Consider the following 16,057-nt stretch of genomic DNA (forward strand, 5'->3'; position numbering starts at 1 on the left):
TGCTTATTTCAGGTTGGCGGCGAGCCAACTCTGATAAAATGCAGCGATCATCAGGTTGTTCATCTCGAGCATTTCCATGTGGCCGTTGCCCAGGATGCCTACCGTCGCCAGAGGCACATGCTCGTTCTTGACCCCGGCCTGGGTGAGGAACTTCGATGTGCAATAGTCGTAGGTCGCATGGTAAGATGCTTGGCCCGTCGCGATCAGGATCGGAATTCCGGTCAGGCCCGTCAGCTTATGGACCGGGCCGCTCTGCAGCCAGCAGCTCTTCTTATTGGCGCTCGGCGGCGCAACTTTGACAAGGTTCAGATCAGCGCCGGTGCTGACCGGCGGATTGAATTTCAGGCAGACGTTGCTAAGCCCGCATGTGGTTCCGGGCGCAGTGTCGCCGTTCAGGCTCGAGTTGCCTGTTGGTTCGACCGCGATGACGGCCTTGATCTTGCCCGGGCTGGCTTGCGGAATGAACCAGCTCACCGGGCCAGACATCGAGTGGGTAATGATGATCGCGGGGCCGATATCTTTGATCAGCGCCGTCACCGCCTTGGTGGTGAGGTCGAGGGCCTGATCGCCGTTCGGCATATTGGCGACCTGAGAGGCGAAGAACTGATCAAAGGCGTATTCGCCGGGCACGCCGCTGCCATAGCCGCCCGGCCATTGCGTATGGAACCTGGCTTGCGGCCACTGCAGGGGAACCGTCAGCTCCGGCGCGGTGAACATTGTCTTGACCGTCGTGGGAGACGGATTGCCGGCCTGCGGACCATAAGCATTCGGGAAATAGCCGGATTTGCCGCGTCCAGGCTGGTCGATCACAAACACCGGCCAGCCATTCTCCGCGAAAAACTGCGCCCACCCGGGCCGCCCATCCGGCGTTCCGAGGAAATTGGCGCCGGTCTGCTGGCTGCCATGGATCATTATGATCGGATATTTGGCTCCAGGGCCTTGCTGCCCCCATCTGTAACCCGAAGGAATTTGATAAAACACATGCATCTGCCCCGACATTGTGGTCGGGTTCGAGGGGTTGTCGTAAACGCCGCCTTCGTAGATCACGCCTTGGCTGCCAAGGAACAGGGGCCCTTTTTTGGGTCCTCCGCCGCCTCCGGTGAAACCGTCATCAGCCGCGCTGGCGATCGCGACACCGAGAAGTAACGCCATGCCCGCGACTGCGCCGGCGCGCGCGCATGCGGTCGATTTCGCTAGTCGATTTTTCACCTATGCCCCCTTTGTTCTTTGGAGCCGCATTGGCTTGCGAGAACGGGAGGGATCGACGCTCGGCAATTCTTTATTCTTCCACTTCGAAGAGCAGATTTGCCTCGACAGATTCCCCCTGAGCCATTGCGGCTTCTCTCCGTCACTCAAGTTTTTGTGACGACGGGGAAAACATTTCAGTCGCGTTGCGAATAATCTTCCATGAAAGTCAGTTCTCTACAATAAAATGGATATTTTACATGCGAAAAATGCCAGCATAAACGTTGCAATACACGGTATGTTCAACAGTTTTTGACGCAGTGTCTATCCCTGGCGTTTGCGCTGGATCCACAAAAATCACAAATCTACCATATATTTAGGTATATTTAAGCTTTACCACGCTCTCGAAAAAAGTTCCTTACATTAATCAGAGAACCCTGCCCATGAGCGGATATGGCCTTGTTGTTGGCGTCCATTATCGGCGCGCCGTGCTCGCCGCCGAGCTCAAGCAGCGCATCCGTCGCCGCCCGTCCCGGCAATTTGCGTTTGATCGACCGCCGGCATAGACAGTTTGGCGCGATCCGCTTGGGGCTTACGAGGATAGCTGAACCGTTCGGCGCAGATCGAAGCAGATTCGGGCAAAGGGCATGCGAAACTACGCCAATCCGACGAACTTTCTTCAACTGGTCAGCGCCTCCACGCCATTCCTGGCGACGGCGACGGCCGTGCTGCTCGCCCTTGGCCTTTATCTCTCCTGGTTCGTCGCGCCGCCGGATTACCAGCAGGGCGAGACTGTGCGGATCATGTATCTGCACGTGCCCGCCGCCTGGCTTTCGATGTTCATCTATATGGTTATGACCTCGGCGGCGCTCGGCACACTGATCTGGCGTCACCCGCTGGCCGACGCGGCGCAAAAGGCCGCCGCGCCTCTTGGCGCCGCCTTCACCTTTCTTTGCCTCGTCACGGGATCTTTGTGGGGCAAGCCGATGTGGGGCGCCTGGTGGGTGTGGGATGCGCGCCTGACCTCGGTGCTTGTGCTTTTTCTGATCTATCTGGCGCTGGTCGCGCTCTGGCGGACGATCGAGGACCCGGGCAAGGCCGCCCGCGCAGCGGCAATTTTCACCCTCGTCGGCGCCGTCAATATCCCGATCATCAAATTCTCTGTCGACTGGTGGAATACGCTGCATCAGCCGGCGTCTGTGTTTCGTCTCGGTGGCCCGGCGATCGCGCCCACCATGCTCTGGCCGCTCATCGTCATGGCGCTCGCCTTCACTTTCCTTTTTCTGACGCTTCATCTGCTCGCCATCCGCAATGAAATCCTTCGCCGCCGTCTGCGCCGTCTGTCCATCCAGACAGCCGACTCCGAGCGCACCAGCATGTCCGCCTCTTCCGCCTCGCTGGGGACCGCGCTTTGACCGCCGATCCGCACTTTGGCTTCATCGTCGCCGCCTATGGCGTCGGCTTTGTCGTCATCGCGGGAATGATCTTCGCAATTCTTCGCGATTATTTCACGCTGAAGCGAGCTCTTTCGCGTTTTCCGCAGCGTGGCGAACGCGACGATAGGACGAAGCCTTAAAACGATGCTTTCCTGGCGCATATTCACATGACGACGACAGAACCACAGCTGCAACCGGCGGCCCCTGTTCCGGCCAAGAGACGCTCTCTCCTGGTCTTTCTGCCGCTGCTCTTTTTCGGGGCGATCGCGGCGCTGTTCCTGTTGCGCCTGTTCGCGGGCGATGCGTCCCGCCTGCCCTCGGCCCTGATCGGCAGGGAGGTTCCAGCTTTCACGCTCGCCGGCGTCGAAGGATTGCCCGGCGCGAATGGCCTTTCGGACGCGGATCTGCGCCAGGGCCATGTAACCATCGTGAATGTGTTCGCGTCCTGGTGCGTGCCCTGCCGCGAGGAGCATCCGACGCTGATGGGGATCGCGGGCGATCATAAGCTGAAGGATCTCGGCGTGCGCCTCGTCGGCCTCGCCTACAAGGATACGCCCGCCAATGTGCGCGAACTTCTCGGAGCGGACGGCGACCCCTACGCGACGATCGGCGCCGATCCCAATGGCCGCGCCGCGATCGACCTTGGCGTCTATGGCGTGCCGGAAACCTTCATCATCAGGGGCGACGGCACGGTCGCCTATCGCTTCGTCGGCCCCCTTAGCGATGAGAGCTATGCGGCGACGCTCCTGCCGGAGATCAAGAAGGCGGCGGGAGCAAACTCGTAAAGGCGCGATTGGCGCTGGGCGCCGATCCTCGCGCGAGCCTCAACGCCGCCCCGTCAGCTTCAGCCAGTCTTCCTCGCTGATTGTCTCGACGCCAAACTCCGCCGCCTTGGCGAGCTTTGATCCGGCGCCTGGACCGGCGACGACAAGATCGGTCTTTTTCGACACCGAGGCCGCGACCTTGGCCCCTAACCGCTCCGCCTGCGCCTTGGCCTCGTCGCGCGTCATGTGTTCGAGCGCGCCGGTGAAAACGACGGTCTTGCCGGCGACCGGGCTTTCCGAGACGATAGCCTCCATCGGCTGCGGCGTCACATGCTCGAGCAGCGCGTCCAGTGCCTGCTCATTATGCGGCTCGGCGAAGAAATCGGCGATGGCCTCGGCGACGATTTCGCCAAATCCTTCGATATTATTGATCTCCGCGCGCGCCTCCGAACCCTCGGCGGCGGCGCGGCCGGTCTCGCGCAGCGCCGCGAATGAGCCGAAATGACGCGCGAGACGGCGCGCATTGGTCTCGCCGACATGTCTTATGCCGAGCGCATAGATGAAGCGGTTGAGCGGCGGCTCCCGCCGCGCCTCGATCGCCCTGAACAGATTGCGGGTCGAGGTCTCGCCATAGCCCTCACGGTCCTTCAGCTTTTTCAACGAGGCTTTGTCGCGCACCTCCAGCGTGAAAATATCCGCGGGCGTCTTGATCAGCCCATCATGATAAAACTGCTCGATCTGCTTGTCCCCGAGCCCTTCGATATCCAGCGCATTGCGGGAGGCGAAATGCTTGAGCCGTTCCACCGCCTGCGCCGAACAGATAAGGCCGCCTGTGCAGCGGCGCACGACATCGGCGACGCCCGTCTTTTCGTCGATCTCGCGGATCGCCGCCGACCCGCAGACGGGACAATGGTCGGGAAAAACATAGGGCTTGGCGCCCTGCGGGCGCTTTTCCAGCACGGGTCCGAGAACCTGGGGGATGACGTCGCCGGCGCGCTGGATTCTTACCGTATCGCCGATGCGAATATCCTTGCGCGCGATCTCGTCCTCATTGTGGAGCGTCGCATTGGAGACGACGACGCCGCCGACCGTCACCGGATCAAGGCGCGCGACGGGGGTCAGCGCGCCCGTTCGGCCGACTTGAATTTCGATGTCACGCAAAACGGTCGTCGCCTGTTCGGCGGGAAATTTATGCGCGATCGCCCAGCGCGGGGAACGCGAGACGAAGCCGAGCCTCTCCTGCAACGCAAGCGAATCGACCTTGTAGACAACCCCGTCGATGTCATAGCCGAGAGAGGCGCGCATCGCCTCGATCCGGTAGTATTGTTCAAGCAGTTCCTGCGCCGAATGGCAGAGCGTCATCAAGGGATTGACCGGCAGGCCGAAAGATTTGAAGGCGGCGACCATGCCCATTTGGGTCTCGGCCGGCAGGCTGCTCGCCTCGCCCCACGCATAGGCGAAGAAATGCAGCGGACGCCCCGCAGTGACGGAAGGATCGAGCTGGCGCAGCGAGCCTGCCGCCGCATTGCGCGGATTGGCGAAAACAGGCTTGCCCGCCTCGATCTGGCGCGCATTCATCGCGGCAAAATCCCCATGCGTCATATAGACTTCGCCGCGCACCTCGAGAACGCCGGGCGGCTCGCCGCGCAGCTTTGCCGGGATTTCACCGATGGTGCGCACATTGGCGGTGACGTCCTCGCCCTCAAAGCCGTCGCCGCGGGTCGCAGCCTGAACCAGTTCGCCATGCTCGAAGCGCAGCGAGCAGGACAGTCCGTCGATCTTGGGCTCCGCCGTGATGGCGAGCTTTGCCTCGGGCGCAAGGCCGAGAAACCGGCGCACGCGCGCGGCGAATTCCGCCACGTCCTCGTCGCTGAAGACGTTGCCGAGCGAGAGCATCGGAACCTTGTGGCGGACTTTTGCGAATTTCTCGGACGGCGCCGCGCCGACTTTTTTGGTGAGTGAAGCGGGCGTCGAAAGCTCTGGAAAAGCGGCCTCAAGCGCGCCATAGCGCAGGCGCAAAGCGTCATATTCGGCGTCCGAGACGGTCGGCGCATCCTCAGTGTAATAGCGCCTGTCATGGGCGCTGATCTCGGCTTCAAGGCGCGCATGTTCACGGCGCGCCTGCCCGAGGGTCAGCGTATCGACGGGCTTTGGCTGTTTCATAGCGGCAGAATTAGCATGGGCGCGGGAAGCCGAGAAGGCAGGCAAATGGCGTCAGAGCTGAATGGGCGTCGGCGAGCAATGACCACAGGTGCGCCAGGCTTTGCGCCTACGCCTGCCGCCACACGCCCGGCTGATAGCCAAATACCCGCTCATAGCGGGCGATCTCGTCCTTTGGCCCCAAAAACTTCGCTGGATTGTCGGAGAGTTTTACCGCCGGACGGCCCTCGACCTCGATCACTTTGCACACCAGCGAAGGCGGCATCACATCGACATCGGCGCCATGCGGCACGCAGCCGGCGAAATCATTGGTGAGATTGGTGCCCCAGCCGATCGAAACCTGCGCCCGGCCGCGCAGATGGCGCACGCTCGCCTCGATCGAATCGCTCGTCATGCCGTCGGAGAGAACGATCAGTTTCTGACCCGGATCACGGCCCCGCGCCGTCCACCAGTCGATCAGTTCCTCCGCGCCTTCGATCGGCGGCTTTGAATCAGGGCGCGCGCCCGTCCAGTCGGCGGCCCAATCCGGCGCCGCCTTCAAAAAATTCGTGGTTCCGAACGTATCGGGCAAAAGCACAAGAAGATTGCCGTCATAAAGGCGCGACCAGTCCTCGAGCACGGTGAACGGCGCCTCGCGCAGGGCCGCGTCGTTCTCGGCGAGAGCTGCGTAAACCATCGGCAGCTCATGCGCATTGGTGCCGATGGCCTCGAGTCCGAGGTCCATTGCGTGCTTGACGTTCGAGGTTCCGATCAGGGCCTCGCCGACGCCCTCCCGGAGCGCCTCGATGCACCAGCGCTGCCACAGAAATCCATGCCGCCGGCGCGTGCCGAAATCGGATATTTTCAGCGGCCCCTCGCGCGCCAGAATCCGCAGGCGTTCGACCTTGCTCCAGAGCTTCGCCTTGGCCCGCGCATAGAGGACGTCGAGCTCGAAACGGCCCATCCTGAACATGGCCGAGCGCGCCCGCAATTCATTGAGAATGGCGAGCGCCGGCACTTCCCACATCGTGGTCTCGCGCCAAAGCCCCTCGAAGCGAAGTTCGAATTCGCCGTTGCGACGCGACAATTGATAGGGCGGCAGGCGAAAATCGCCGAGATATTCGAGAAAACCCGGCTCGAAAATCTTGGTCCGGCCATAGAAGCTGTTTCCGGCGAGCCAGATCAGTTCATTTTTCTGGAAGCGCAGCGAGCGCGCATGGTCGAGCTGTGCGGTCAGCTCCTTCTCGTCGATGCAGTCCGCGAGCCTGACGGCGCCCGATCGGTTGTGCAGTCCGAACGTTGCGTGGACGTCCGGCTTCAGCTTCCAGATCATCTGCAACATCAGGAACTTGTAGAAATCCGTGTCGAGCAGCGTGCGAATGATCGGATCGACGCGGTAGGAATGATCGTGAACGCGGCTGGCGAGATCGGGAATCATCTCGAGCCTTGCAGCAGCCGGGCGGCGGCGGCGCGCGCTTCATCGGTGATCGTTGCTCCCGCCAGCATGCGGGCGATTTCCTCCCGCCGCGCGTCCTTGCCGAGGGCCAGCACGCGCGTCGCGACGCGGCCGGGCTCCGCTGCGTCCTTGGCGATGCGGAAATGGTCCTCGGCTCTCGCCGCGACCTGCGGCGCGTGCGTGACGGCCAGAACCTGCACGCGCTTTCCGAGCCGGGACAGGCGCTGCCCAATGGCGTCGGCCACGGCGCCGCCGACGCCCGTATCAATTTCGTCGAAAACGAGAGTTGGAGCCGAGCCCCTGTCGGCGAGCGCTACCTTCAGAGCCAGCATGAAGCGCGCGAGCTCGCCGCCCGAGGCGATTTTCATCAAAGGACCCGGCCGCGTTCCAGGATTCGTCTGCACCCAGAACTCGATCTGGTCGACGCCTTCGGGCCCGGCCGGCTCAGGCGCGATCGCAGTGGAGAAGCGCGCGCCTTCAAGCTTCAGCGGCGAGAGTTCGGCGTTGACCGTACGATCGAGCTCGGCGGCCGCGGATTTACGCGCTTCCGACAGGCTTTTCGCAGCGGTGAAATAATCGGCCTCCGACGCGGCGACCGCGGCGGCGAGCGCGCGAAGTTTCGCCTCCCCTGCGTCGAGATCGCCAAGCCGCGCCGCGAAGGTCTCCGCCAATTGCGAAAGCCCGGCGACAGGAACCGAATATTTGCGGCTTGCGGCGCGCAGAGCGAATAGCCGCTCCTCGACCTGCTCCAGTTCGCGCGGATCGAAATCAGCGTCGCGCAGCGCCTGTTCGAGCGTCTGCCCCGCGAGGTCCAGGGCGCCGAGGGCTGCATCAAGCGCCAGCGCGGCCGGCTCGATCAGGGCCGGCGCCTGCGGCTGTCGGCGCTGCAGCCGGCGCAAGGCGGCGGAAAGCGATGACATCGGCGAATGATCGCCGGCGACGGCCTCAAACACGTCGCGCAAATCGGCCGTCACCTTTTCGGCCTGCATCATGGCTGTGCGCCGCGCCGCCAGCGCCTCTTCTTCGTCCATCTCGGGCTTCAGCTTGTCGAGCTCGGCGAAGGCGTGACGCAGGTAATCGGCGTCGGCGCGCGCCTGCTCGATGCGCGCTTGCTCGCGCGCCCGTTCAGCCATGAGGCCCCGCCATTCGGCGTGCGCCGCGCGGACTTTTGAAAGCCGGGCGTCAAGGCCGCCGAATGCGTCGATCAGCTGGCGATGGGTCGTGGCGTCGACGAGCGCGCGATCGTCGTGCTGGCCATGAATTTCGACAAGCTCCCGCGTGATCGCGCGCAGCGCCTGCGATGTGACGCGCTGATCGTTGACAAAGGCGCGCGTGCGGCCATCCGCCAATTGCACACGCCGCAGGATGAGGCCGCCATCCGTCTCGATGTCCTGCGCGTTCGCCGTCACAAGGGCCGGATGATCGGGGCTAAGGTCGAAGGCCGCCGTCACCTGGCCCTGCGCCGCGCCTTCCCGGACCAAGGCGCCGTCGCCGCGCGCCCCGAGCGTCAGGGAAAAGGCGTCAAGCAGGATCGATTTGCCGGCGCCGGTCTCGCCGGTCAGGATCGTGAGGCCGCCGCCGAACGTCAGATCCAGCTGGTCGATCAGGACGATGTTACGGATGGAGAGCTGAACCAGCATCCGGCCGACGCCTCCCCGCACGAGCCAGAGAAATCTTTGCGTCGCTCGGCGCGGGCGCCTCAAAAAGCGAGAGCATTTTCAAGCGATATGGATAGAGGATCGCCTACGGAAAATGCAATAGAACGCACCAAAAGGGAAGCGCTGAAAACCTCAGCCGAGGTGGAAAGCCTTGGAGATCCAGGAGCCCTTATCCTCGTTCGGCTCCAGCCCGCCGGTTTTCAGAAGCGCATAGGCGTCCTTGTACCAGACCGAATCAGGATAATTGTGGCCGAGAACAGCCGCCGCCGTCTGCGCTTCCTGGGGAAGCCCAAGCGCCAGATAGGCTTCGGTCAGCCGCATCAAGGCTTCCTCAGCGTGGCGGGTGGTCTGGTATTTGGCCAGAACCTCACGGAAGCGGCCGACCGCCGCGACGAAATTGCGCTGATTGAGATAATAGCGCCCAACCATCATTTCCTTGCCGGCGAGCTGGTCGCGCGCAACCTGAAGCTTGTAGCGCGCGTCCTCGGCATATTCGGATTTTGGGAATTTATCGAGGATCTGCTGGAACAGATCCGCAGCCTTCGATGCACGCTCCTGGTCGCGGCTGACGTCCGGAATCTGATTATAATAGGACATCGCCTGGAGGTAGTAAGCGTAGTCGACATCGGGCGCGTTGGGATAAAGCCCGATGTAGCGCTTGGCCGAACCGGCGGCGTCGTCATAGCTGCCGTTTTGATATTGGGCGAAGGTGGTCATCAACAGACCTTTCCTTTGCCATTGCGAATAGGGATATTGCTTGTCGAGATTGGCGAATGTCTTCGCGGCGCCGTCGTAATTCTTGCTTTTCAGCCGGGCGAGGCCCTGGTCATAGAGTTGATCGGCGGGCGTATCCTTGACGACCTCGGTCTTATATTTATCGCCGCCGAACAGATTCATCGGATTCAGCGAATCCAGTCCCGAACATGCGCCAGCGGTCAGCGCAAGCGCGCAAGCGGCGCTCATCCTGAGCAAAAGCCGGGGCGCGGCCCGTGGCGGCGACGGCCGAACGTCATTGGAGGCATAGGTCATGCAGTGTGCTCGATCATCGCCTGGGAGTGTCCAGATCAACGCATTCCTAACGCAACCGCCGCCTAAAGCAACCGCCGCGCATGCGCCTGCTTTGGTGTGAGGCGACACAACGGCATTAGTGTGGCGCCGAAAGCTCGCCCCGCCTGTCCGTTCACATTTTCGAGCGCGACTTTGAAGGGGACGATCAGATAAGGCTGCGGAGCGTCGCCTGATCTCAGCGCCATCTTCTTGTTTTATGGCATAATTTCAGGCGTTCCGCCGCGCTTAAGTCATGTTTCGACGCCTCGGCCGGCCGGCCAGAGCGCCGACTGGCCAAGCCGTCGTTCGTTTTGCCGCGCTTCAGCTCGACTGACGGCGCAAAAAGGCGGGAATTTCGAGCTGATCCTCCTCACGCGATTGATAGGCGACCCTGCCATGCGGGTCGAGCTGCGGCTGCGGGGCGCGCTGGGGCGCCGGCTGCTGCGGGCGCTTGCCATATTCGGCATGGACCGGATTTGGCAGCTGCGGGCGCTGCTGCGCCGGAGAGGGCGCCTGCGGGCGCGCCTGCTGCGGCGCGGGGCGTTCATGCGCGGCCGGGTGCGCGCCTTCTTCATGCTTGCCCGCGCCGAAAGACGCGAGGCGCTCCAGCAGCGAACGGCGCTTTGCCTCGGGATGGGCCTGCAGCGGCGGCTCTCCGCGATGGGCGCGGATCTGATTTTGCGCGGGCAGAGGCAGATCGTCGATCTGTGGCATCCTTTGGGGCCGGACGACCGGCGAATCGGGCGCGCCGGGGATGAACGGACCCGGCTCGAAATGATCGACCGCATGGGCCTGCTGCGGCGTGGGCTCGGCGTAGCGATGCTGCGGCGGCGCCGACTCTTCAATGTAGACCCCCTGCTTGCCGGGATGAGGCGCAGCATATTGCTGCTGCGCCGGGGCGTGGGGGACGCGCTCCTCATAGGCCTGCCGGGCGGGCGGAGCGTAAGACTCCGGCGCGGCCGCTTCGAAGACCGGCTGCGGCGCCGTCTCGATCGGACGCGCCGCGGTCTGCGCGCGCAGACGATTGGCGACCTCGGTAATGCGGCTTTCGGCGGCGTTCAGCTCATAGGAGCCCGCCGGCTGATCAATGCCCGTCGCAACGACGGAAACACGGACGATGCCGTCAAGGCTCGAATCGAAGGTGGCGCCGAGGATGATGTTGGCGTCTTCGTCGACCTCCTGACGAATGCGGCCCGCCGCTTCGTCGACCTCATAGAGCGTCAGGTCGTTGCCGCCGGTGATGGAGATGAGGAGGCCGCGCGCGCCCTTCATCGACACTTCGTCGAGCAGCGGATTGGCGATCGCGGCTTCGGCCGCGAGAATGGCGCGGCGGTCGCCCGAGGCCTCGCCGGTGCCCATCATGGCTTTGCCCATCTCGCGCATGATGGCGCGAACGTCCGCGAAGTCGAGGTTGATCAGGCCTTCTTTCACCATCAGATCGGTGATGCAGGCGACGCCCGAGTAAAGCACCTGATCGGCCATAGCGAAGGCGTCGGCGAAAGTCGTCTTTTCGGTGGCGATGCGGAACAGGTTCTGGTTCGGGATGATAATGAGCGTGTCGACGGCTTTTTGCAGCTCGTTGATGCCGGCCTCGGCGACGCGCATGCGACGCGAGCCTTCGAACTGAAACGGCTTGGTGACGACGCCGACCGTCAATATGCCCATGTCTCTGGCGGCCCGCGCGATGACCGGCGCCGCGCCCGTGCCCGTGCCGCCGCCCATGCCGGCGGTGACGAAGCACATATGGGCGCCGGTCAGATGGTCGCGGATTTCCTCGATCGCCTCTTCGGCGGCGGCGCGGCCGACTTCGGGTTGCGATCCAGCGCCGAGGCCTTCGGTCACCTGGAGACCCATCTGGATGATGCGCTCGGCGCGCGAGGCGGTGAGCGCCTGGGCGTCGGTATTGGCGACGATGAAGTCGACCCCGATCAGTCCCGAAACGATCATGTTATTGACGGCGTTGCCGCCGGCCCCGCCGACGCCGCACACCATGATGCGTGGCTTGAGTTCCCTGAGCTCGGGTGCTTTGAGATTGATCGTCATCGTCTGGCCTCTCGACGTTGGAGCGCCGGTCAAGGTCGCCCAGGATTGATTTTCTGCTTCATTTGACGAAACAGGAAAGGCCGCCACCTTTCCTGCTTAGCCCAGAATTTGATTAGAAACTACTCTTCAGCCACCGGCCAACCCGGCCGATGTATCCGTCCGCCTCGGGCGCTGGCGCATTGGCGCCGCGCGAGGGCCTGAAATGTTCATTGCCGCTCACTTGCGGGTAGACGAGGAGGCCGACCGCCGCCGAGAAGGCCGGACTCTTCGCCGATTCCGGAAGCCCCTGGGCGCCGAGTGGACGGCCGAGGCGGACCTGACCCGAAATGATGCGCTTCGCCGCCTCGGGCATGCCGGTGAGCTGGCTTGCGCCGCCGGTCAGAACGAGCCGGCGTCCGGCATGGGCCGGAAAGCCCGCGGCTTTCAGCCGGTCGCGCACGAGTTCGAGGATTTCTTCGGCGCGCGGCTTGATGATCGAGATCAGATTGGCCTTGGGCAAGTGAGCGGGATGCTCGCCGTCCTCGCCAACCTGGACGACGGCGATGGTCTCGCGCTCGTCCGAGGCCGAGGGCAGGCACGCGCCATAAAGGGTCTTCAGCCGTTCGGCGTCGGCGAGCCTGATGCTGAGGCCGCGCGCAATGTCGGTCGTGACATGATTGCCGCCGAGCGCGAAGCCGTCGACATAGGTCAGATTGCCGCCGGAAAAGACGCTGACCGAGGTGGTGCCGGCGCCCATGTCGATGAGAGCGACGCCGAGTTCGGCTTCATCGTCGGCAAGCGTTGAAAGCCCCGCCGCATAGGGCGTCGCGACCATGGCGTCGACGCGCAGATGGCTGCGCTCGACCGCCAGCATCAGATTGCGCGCCGCCGCCGCGTCGCAGCTCAAAACATGCATGTCGGCGCCAAGTTCGTCGCCGATCATGCCTCTTGGATCTTCGATGCGGCGGGTTTCCCCGATCGAAAAGCCGATCGGCAGGGAATGCAGCACAGCGCGGCCGTCGCGGCCGCCGCGCGCCGTGCACGCCTCCAGGACGCGATGGATGTCGGCCTGCCCGACGGCGCGGCCGCCGATCGCGACCTTGGCGTCGAACAATTGCGAGCCGAGCCGGCCGCCCGTCGCGTTGATGATGACGCTTTCGACCTCGACCCCGGCCATGCGCTCGGCGGCGTCGACGGCGAGCCTGATCGCTTCTTCGACCGCGTCCATATCGACGACCGCGCCGCCTTTGATGCCGCGCGAGCGCTGATGGCCGATGCCAAGAATGCGGCAGCGATGCGTGCGTCCGCGCAGAGACTCGGATGTTCCGCTCGGATTGAGCCGTGCGATCAGGCAGACGATCTTCGACGTTCCAATGTCGAGGACCGAAAGAATCGCGCTTCTGCGCTCCGACAGGGGTCGCAGACGCGGCGGCATGACGCCGGAGTTCATATCTGACCGCCTTTCGGCTTCGGTTTATGCGGATCGTGTTCGGCGCGCTCGGCCGCGGCCTCGTCCGTCATCCGCGCGACCAGGCGATCCGGCTCGCGCAGATCGATCGACAGCACCGCCTTGTCGAGAATGTGCGATTCGCGCTGCAGTCTGACGAGCGTTGCGATCGCCTGCTGCGGGTTGATCTCCGGCAGGAGGATGTCGACGCCATCGGTCGTTTTCAAATTCCAGCGTCTGCCGGATACGAACACTCCCGCGCGGATCTCTTCGCGCAGATCTCCGGCGGCCTCGAGCAACGCCAGATATTCGCCAAGTCTCATATTGGCGCCGTCGCCGACAATGAGCGGAAGCTTGACGAAACGCCGGTCGCGCATGGCGTCGATCGTCATGCCGTCGGCGGCGACGACCTTCACCACGCCATCCTTTTGCCAGAGAGCCGACGCCTGACGCTCCTCGACCTCGATCAGGAGGCGATTGGGATAGAGCTTGGTGACGCTGACCTCCTTGATGAGAGGCACCTTTTGCAGCCGCTCGCGAACCTCCGCGACATCGAGAAACGGGAGCGAATTTCGCGGCCCGATTCCGGAGACGGAGAGAATTTCAGCCTCCGTCATCTCGCTCTGACCGGCGATCGTCACGGCCTTGATGTTGAAACCCAGCGCCTTGGCGAGAATGTCGGCGGGCTCGCCATCGGCGGCGACCATCGCGTCATACTCGCCGCCTTTTATGGCGCCATAGACGCCGGTAGCGAGAAACAGCGTGGCGATGAAGCAGAAGGTTGCGCCCGGCTGGCTCAGCCGTTCAATGATGCGATGATGAACGCCGATCCTCGAGCGTCTTGCGCGCGCGCGCGCCTTCAGCCGCGGCGCCTCCGGCGCGCGGCGGCTCAAGGCTCCGCCGGCGAGCGCCGGCATGGCGAGGGCCATCTGCGCAAATCCGGTCTGCGATTCTTTTAACGATCGCAGGAAGCGTCTTCGACCATCCATCGAACAAGCTCACCAAAAGACATGCCGGCAAAAGCGGCGATCTCGGGCACGAGGGAGGTCTCGGTCATTCCGGGCTGGCTGTTGACCTCGAGCACGACGAGTTCCCCTGTTCCCCCAGGAGAATCGTCGTAACGGAAGTCGGTCCGGCTTACCCCACGACAGCCGAGCGCCCTGTGCGCCACAAGAGCTAACTCTTGTACATTTTGGTAAACAAATTCTTTAAGATTTGCCGGAAGGATGTGGATGGAGCCGCCGGGGGCGTATTTTGCGTCATAATCATACCAGCCGCCGTCGGCCGCCCGGATTTCGACGACGCCATAGGCTTTGTCGCCAATGACCGCGCAGGTCAGTTCGCGTCCGGCGACAAAGCTCTCAATCAGCAGTTTCTCGCCGTAGGACCAGTCGGCGCGCGTTAACTCCTGCGGCGGATGCGCCTGATCGGCCCGCACGATGATGACGCCGAAGGAGGAGCCTTCGCTGAGCGGCTTCACCACATAGGGCGGCGGCAGGACGTGGCGCTTGGCCGCCTCAAGACGATCGACGGTCAGGCCCTTTGCGACAGGAACGCCGGCGGCGCGCAGCACGTCCCGGGCGCGATCCTTTCGCATGGCGAGCGCCGAGGCGAGAACGCCCGAATGAGTATAGGGAATGGCGAGCATTTCGAGAATGCCCTGGATGACGCCATCCTCGCCGTAACGACCATGCAGAGCGTTGAAGGCGACATCGGGCCTCAGCGCCGCGAGCCTTTCGCCGATCTGCCTGTCAACATCGAGCCGCGTGACGTTGAACCCTTCGGCCTCAAGAGCCTTCGCGCATGCCTCGCCGGAGCGCAACGAAACCTCACGCTCGGCGGACAGCCCGCCCATCAGCACGGCGACATGTTTGGTCATGGCAATAATCCAGTTGAATTGTATGGAAGGCGGCGGAAATTTTAACGCGCGTCCCTCGTCCTTCGGGACGCTTGCTGCGCAAGCTTTCGGATCGGCCGCTCAAGCGGTCCCAACCCTCAAAATCTCCCATTCGAGCGTAACGCCGCTCGTTTTGAGCACTCTTGCGCGCACCTCTTCGCCAAGAGCCTCCAGATCAGCCGCGCTGGCTGAATCGTGATTGATCAAAAAATTGCAGTGCAGTTCGGAGACCTGCGCGTCCCCGATCGCAAGGCCCCGGCAGCCCGCGGCGTCGATCAGCTCCCAGGCCTTGCGCCCGGGCGGATTCTTGAACGTCGAGCCACCGGTGCGCGTATTGACCGGCTGCGTTTTGGTGCGCTGCTGCGAGATGTCGTTCATTTGGGCCATGATCGCTTCCGCCTCGCCCGCAACGCCCGCAAACGTCGCCTCAGTGAAGATCACGCCCTGATCTACGCCGCTATGGCGATAGGAAAAACCCATGTCGGCATTGCTGAAGGTATGGATGCGTCCGCCACGATCAACGCCGCGGCAGGAAACGAGGCAATCCTTGATCTCGGCGCCATAGGCCCCCGCGTTCATGCGCAGGGCGCCCCCGATCGAGCCCGGAATGCCGCGCAGAAAACTCAGTCCCGCGACGCCGGCCCTGGCGGCGGACAAAGCGAGCTTCATGTCCCGCGCGCCGGCGCCAGCCTTGATCGAAGTCCCCTCGATCGTGATCGTCTCGAACGGGCGGCCAAGACGGATCACGACGCCCTCGATGCCGCCGTCGCGAACCAGAAGATTGGAGCCGGCGCCCAGAAAGAGCACGCTCCGCGCGGGGTCGAGCCGCTGAAGGAAATAGGAAAGATCCGCCTCGTCCTGGGGCTCGAAAAGAACCTGCGCGGCGCCGCCGGTCCGAAACCAGGTCAGCGCCCCGAGCGGCGCATTGGCCGAAAGGGCGCCGCGCAGATCAGGCATGGCTTCGCGCAGATCCGCAATGAGGTCGGGAAACGGCGCGGAATGCGGC

13 protein-coding genes are annotated in these 16,057 nt (G+C 63.3%); 3 read left to right on the forward strand and 10 right to left on the reverse strand.

Annotated features, from left to right (window positions below; genetic code table 11):
- Positions 1-3 precede the first annotated feature (3 nt).
- Positions 4-1,152, reverse strand: a complete 1,149-nt coding sequence (locus SIN04_RS09910; RefSeq protein ID WP_134488760.1) for an alpha/beta hydrolase — start codon at positions 1,150-1,152, stop codon at positions 4-6.
- Between the two features lie 680 nt (positions 1,153-1,832).
- Here SIN04_RS09910 and SIN04_RS09915 point away from each other — a divergent pair.
- From SIN04_RS09915 to SIN04_RS09925, 3 genes are read left to right on the forward strand one after another with little or no spacing between them, the layout of a single operon-like run.
- The gene (locus tag SIN04_RS09915) at positions 1,833-2,600 is read left to right on the forward strand and encodes a heme ABC transporter permease (protein ID WP_341264412.1); all 768 of its coding nucleotides are present in this window, start codon (positions 1,833-1,835) and stop codon (positions 2,598-2,600) included.
- A complete protein-coding gene (gene ccmD / locus SIN04_RS09920; protein ID WP_134488764.1) occupies positions 2,597-2,761 on the forward strand; it encodes a heme exporter protein CcmD in 165 nt (54 codons plus the stop codon). The genes SIN04_RS09915 and ccmD overlap by 4 nt, the downstream gene beginning before the upstream one ends.
- 27 nt (positions 2,762-2,788) lie before the next feature.
- On the forward strand, positions 2,789-3,406 hold the full coding sequence (locus tag SIN04_RS09925; protein ID WP_134488767.1) for a DsbE family thiol:disulfide interchange protein: 618 nt from the start codon (positions 2,789-2,791) through the stop codon (positions 3,404-3,406).
- Positions 3,407-3,445: 39 nt separating this feature from the next.
- On the opposite strand, the gene ligA is transcribed toward SIN04_RS09925, so the two are convergent.
- The 9 genes from ligA to murB form a co-directional block, all read right to left on the reverse strand.
- Positions 3,446-5,548 (reverse strand): NAD-dependent DNA ligase LigA, encoded by a 2,103-nt coding sequence (ligA, locus tag SIN04_RS09930; protein ID WP_134488769.1) that lies wholly within the window; start codon positions 5,546-5,548, stop codon positions 3,446-3,448.
- Between the two features lie 106 nt (positions 5,549-5,654).
- Positions 5,655-6,962 (reverse strand): nicotinate phosphoribosyltransferase, encoded by a 1,308-nt coding sequence (locus SIN04_RS09935; protein WP_134488771.1) that lies wholly within the window; start codon positions 6,960-6,962, stop codon positions 5,655-5,657.
- Positions 6,959-8,620, reverse strand: a complete 1,662-nt coding sequence (gene recN / locus SIN04_RS09940; protein WP_134488773.1) for a DNA repair protein RecN — start codon at positions 8,618-8,620, stop codon at positions 6,959-6,961. The genes SIN04_RS09935 and recN overlap by 4 nt, the downstream gene beginning before the upstream one ends.
- A gap of 150 nt (positions 8,621-8,770) precedes the next feature.
- Positions 8,771-9,667, reverse strand: coding sequence for an outer membrane protein assembly factor BamD (locus SIN04_RS09945; protein ID WP_423136004.1), 897 nt, complete (start codon positions 9,665-9,667; stop codon positions 8,771-8,773).
- 339 nt (positions 9,668-10,006) lie between these two features.
- The gene (gene ftsZ / locus SIN04_RS09950; protein WP_134488775.1) at positions 10,007-11,728 is read right to left on the reverse strand and encodes a cell division protein FtsZ; all 1,722 of its coding nucleotides are present in this window, start codon (positions 11,726-11,728) and stop codon (positions 10,007-10,009) included.
- A gap of 112 nt (positions 11,729-11,840) precedes the next feature.
- Entirely contained in the window at positions 11,841-13,157 is a 1,317-nt protein-coding gene (ftsA, locus tag SIN04_RS09955) for a cell division protein FtsA (RefSeq protein ID WP_134488777.1), read from the reverse strand.
- Complete coding sequence (locus SIN04_RS09960; protein WP_341264413.1) at positions 13,154-14,083, reverse strand: cell division protein FtsQ/DivIB; 930 nt, start codon at positions 14,081-14,083, stop codon at positions 13,154-13,156. Before SIN04_RS09960 ends, ftsA begins: the two co-directional genes overlap by 4 nt.
- A gap of 26 nt (positions 14,084-14,109) precedes the next feature.
- On the reverse strand, positions 14,110-15,033 hold the full coding sequence (locus SIN04_RS09965) for a D-alanine--D-alanine ligase (protein WP_134488780.1): 924 nt from the start codon (positions 15,031-15,033) through the stop codon (positions 14,110-14,112).
- A 99-nt stretch (positions 15,034-15,132) separates the two neighbouring features.
- On the reverse strand, positions 15,133-16,008 hold the full coding sequence (murB, locus tag SIN04_RS09970) for a UDP-N-acetylmuramate dehydrogenase (protein ID WP_134492415.1): 876 nt from the start codon (positions 16,006-16,008) through the stop codon (positions 15,133-15,135).
- Positions 16,009-16,057 lie beyond the last annotated feature (49 nt).

The organism is Methylocella tundrae (assembly GCF_038024855.1).
GTDB classification, from domain to species: Bacteria; Pseudomonadota; Alphaproteobacteria; order Rhizobiales; family Beijerinckiaceae; genus Methylocapsa; species Methylocapsa tundrae.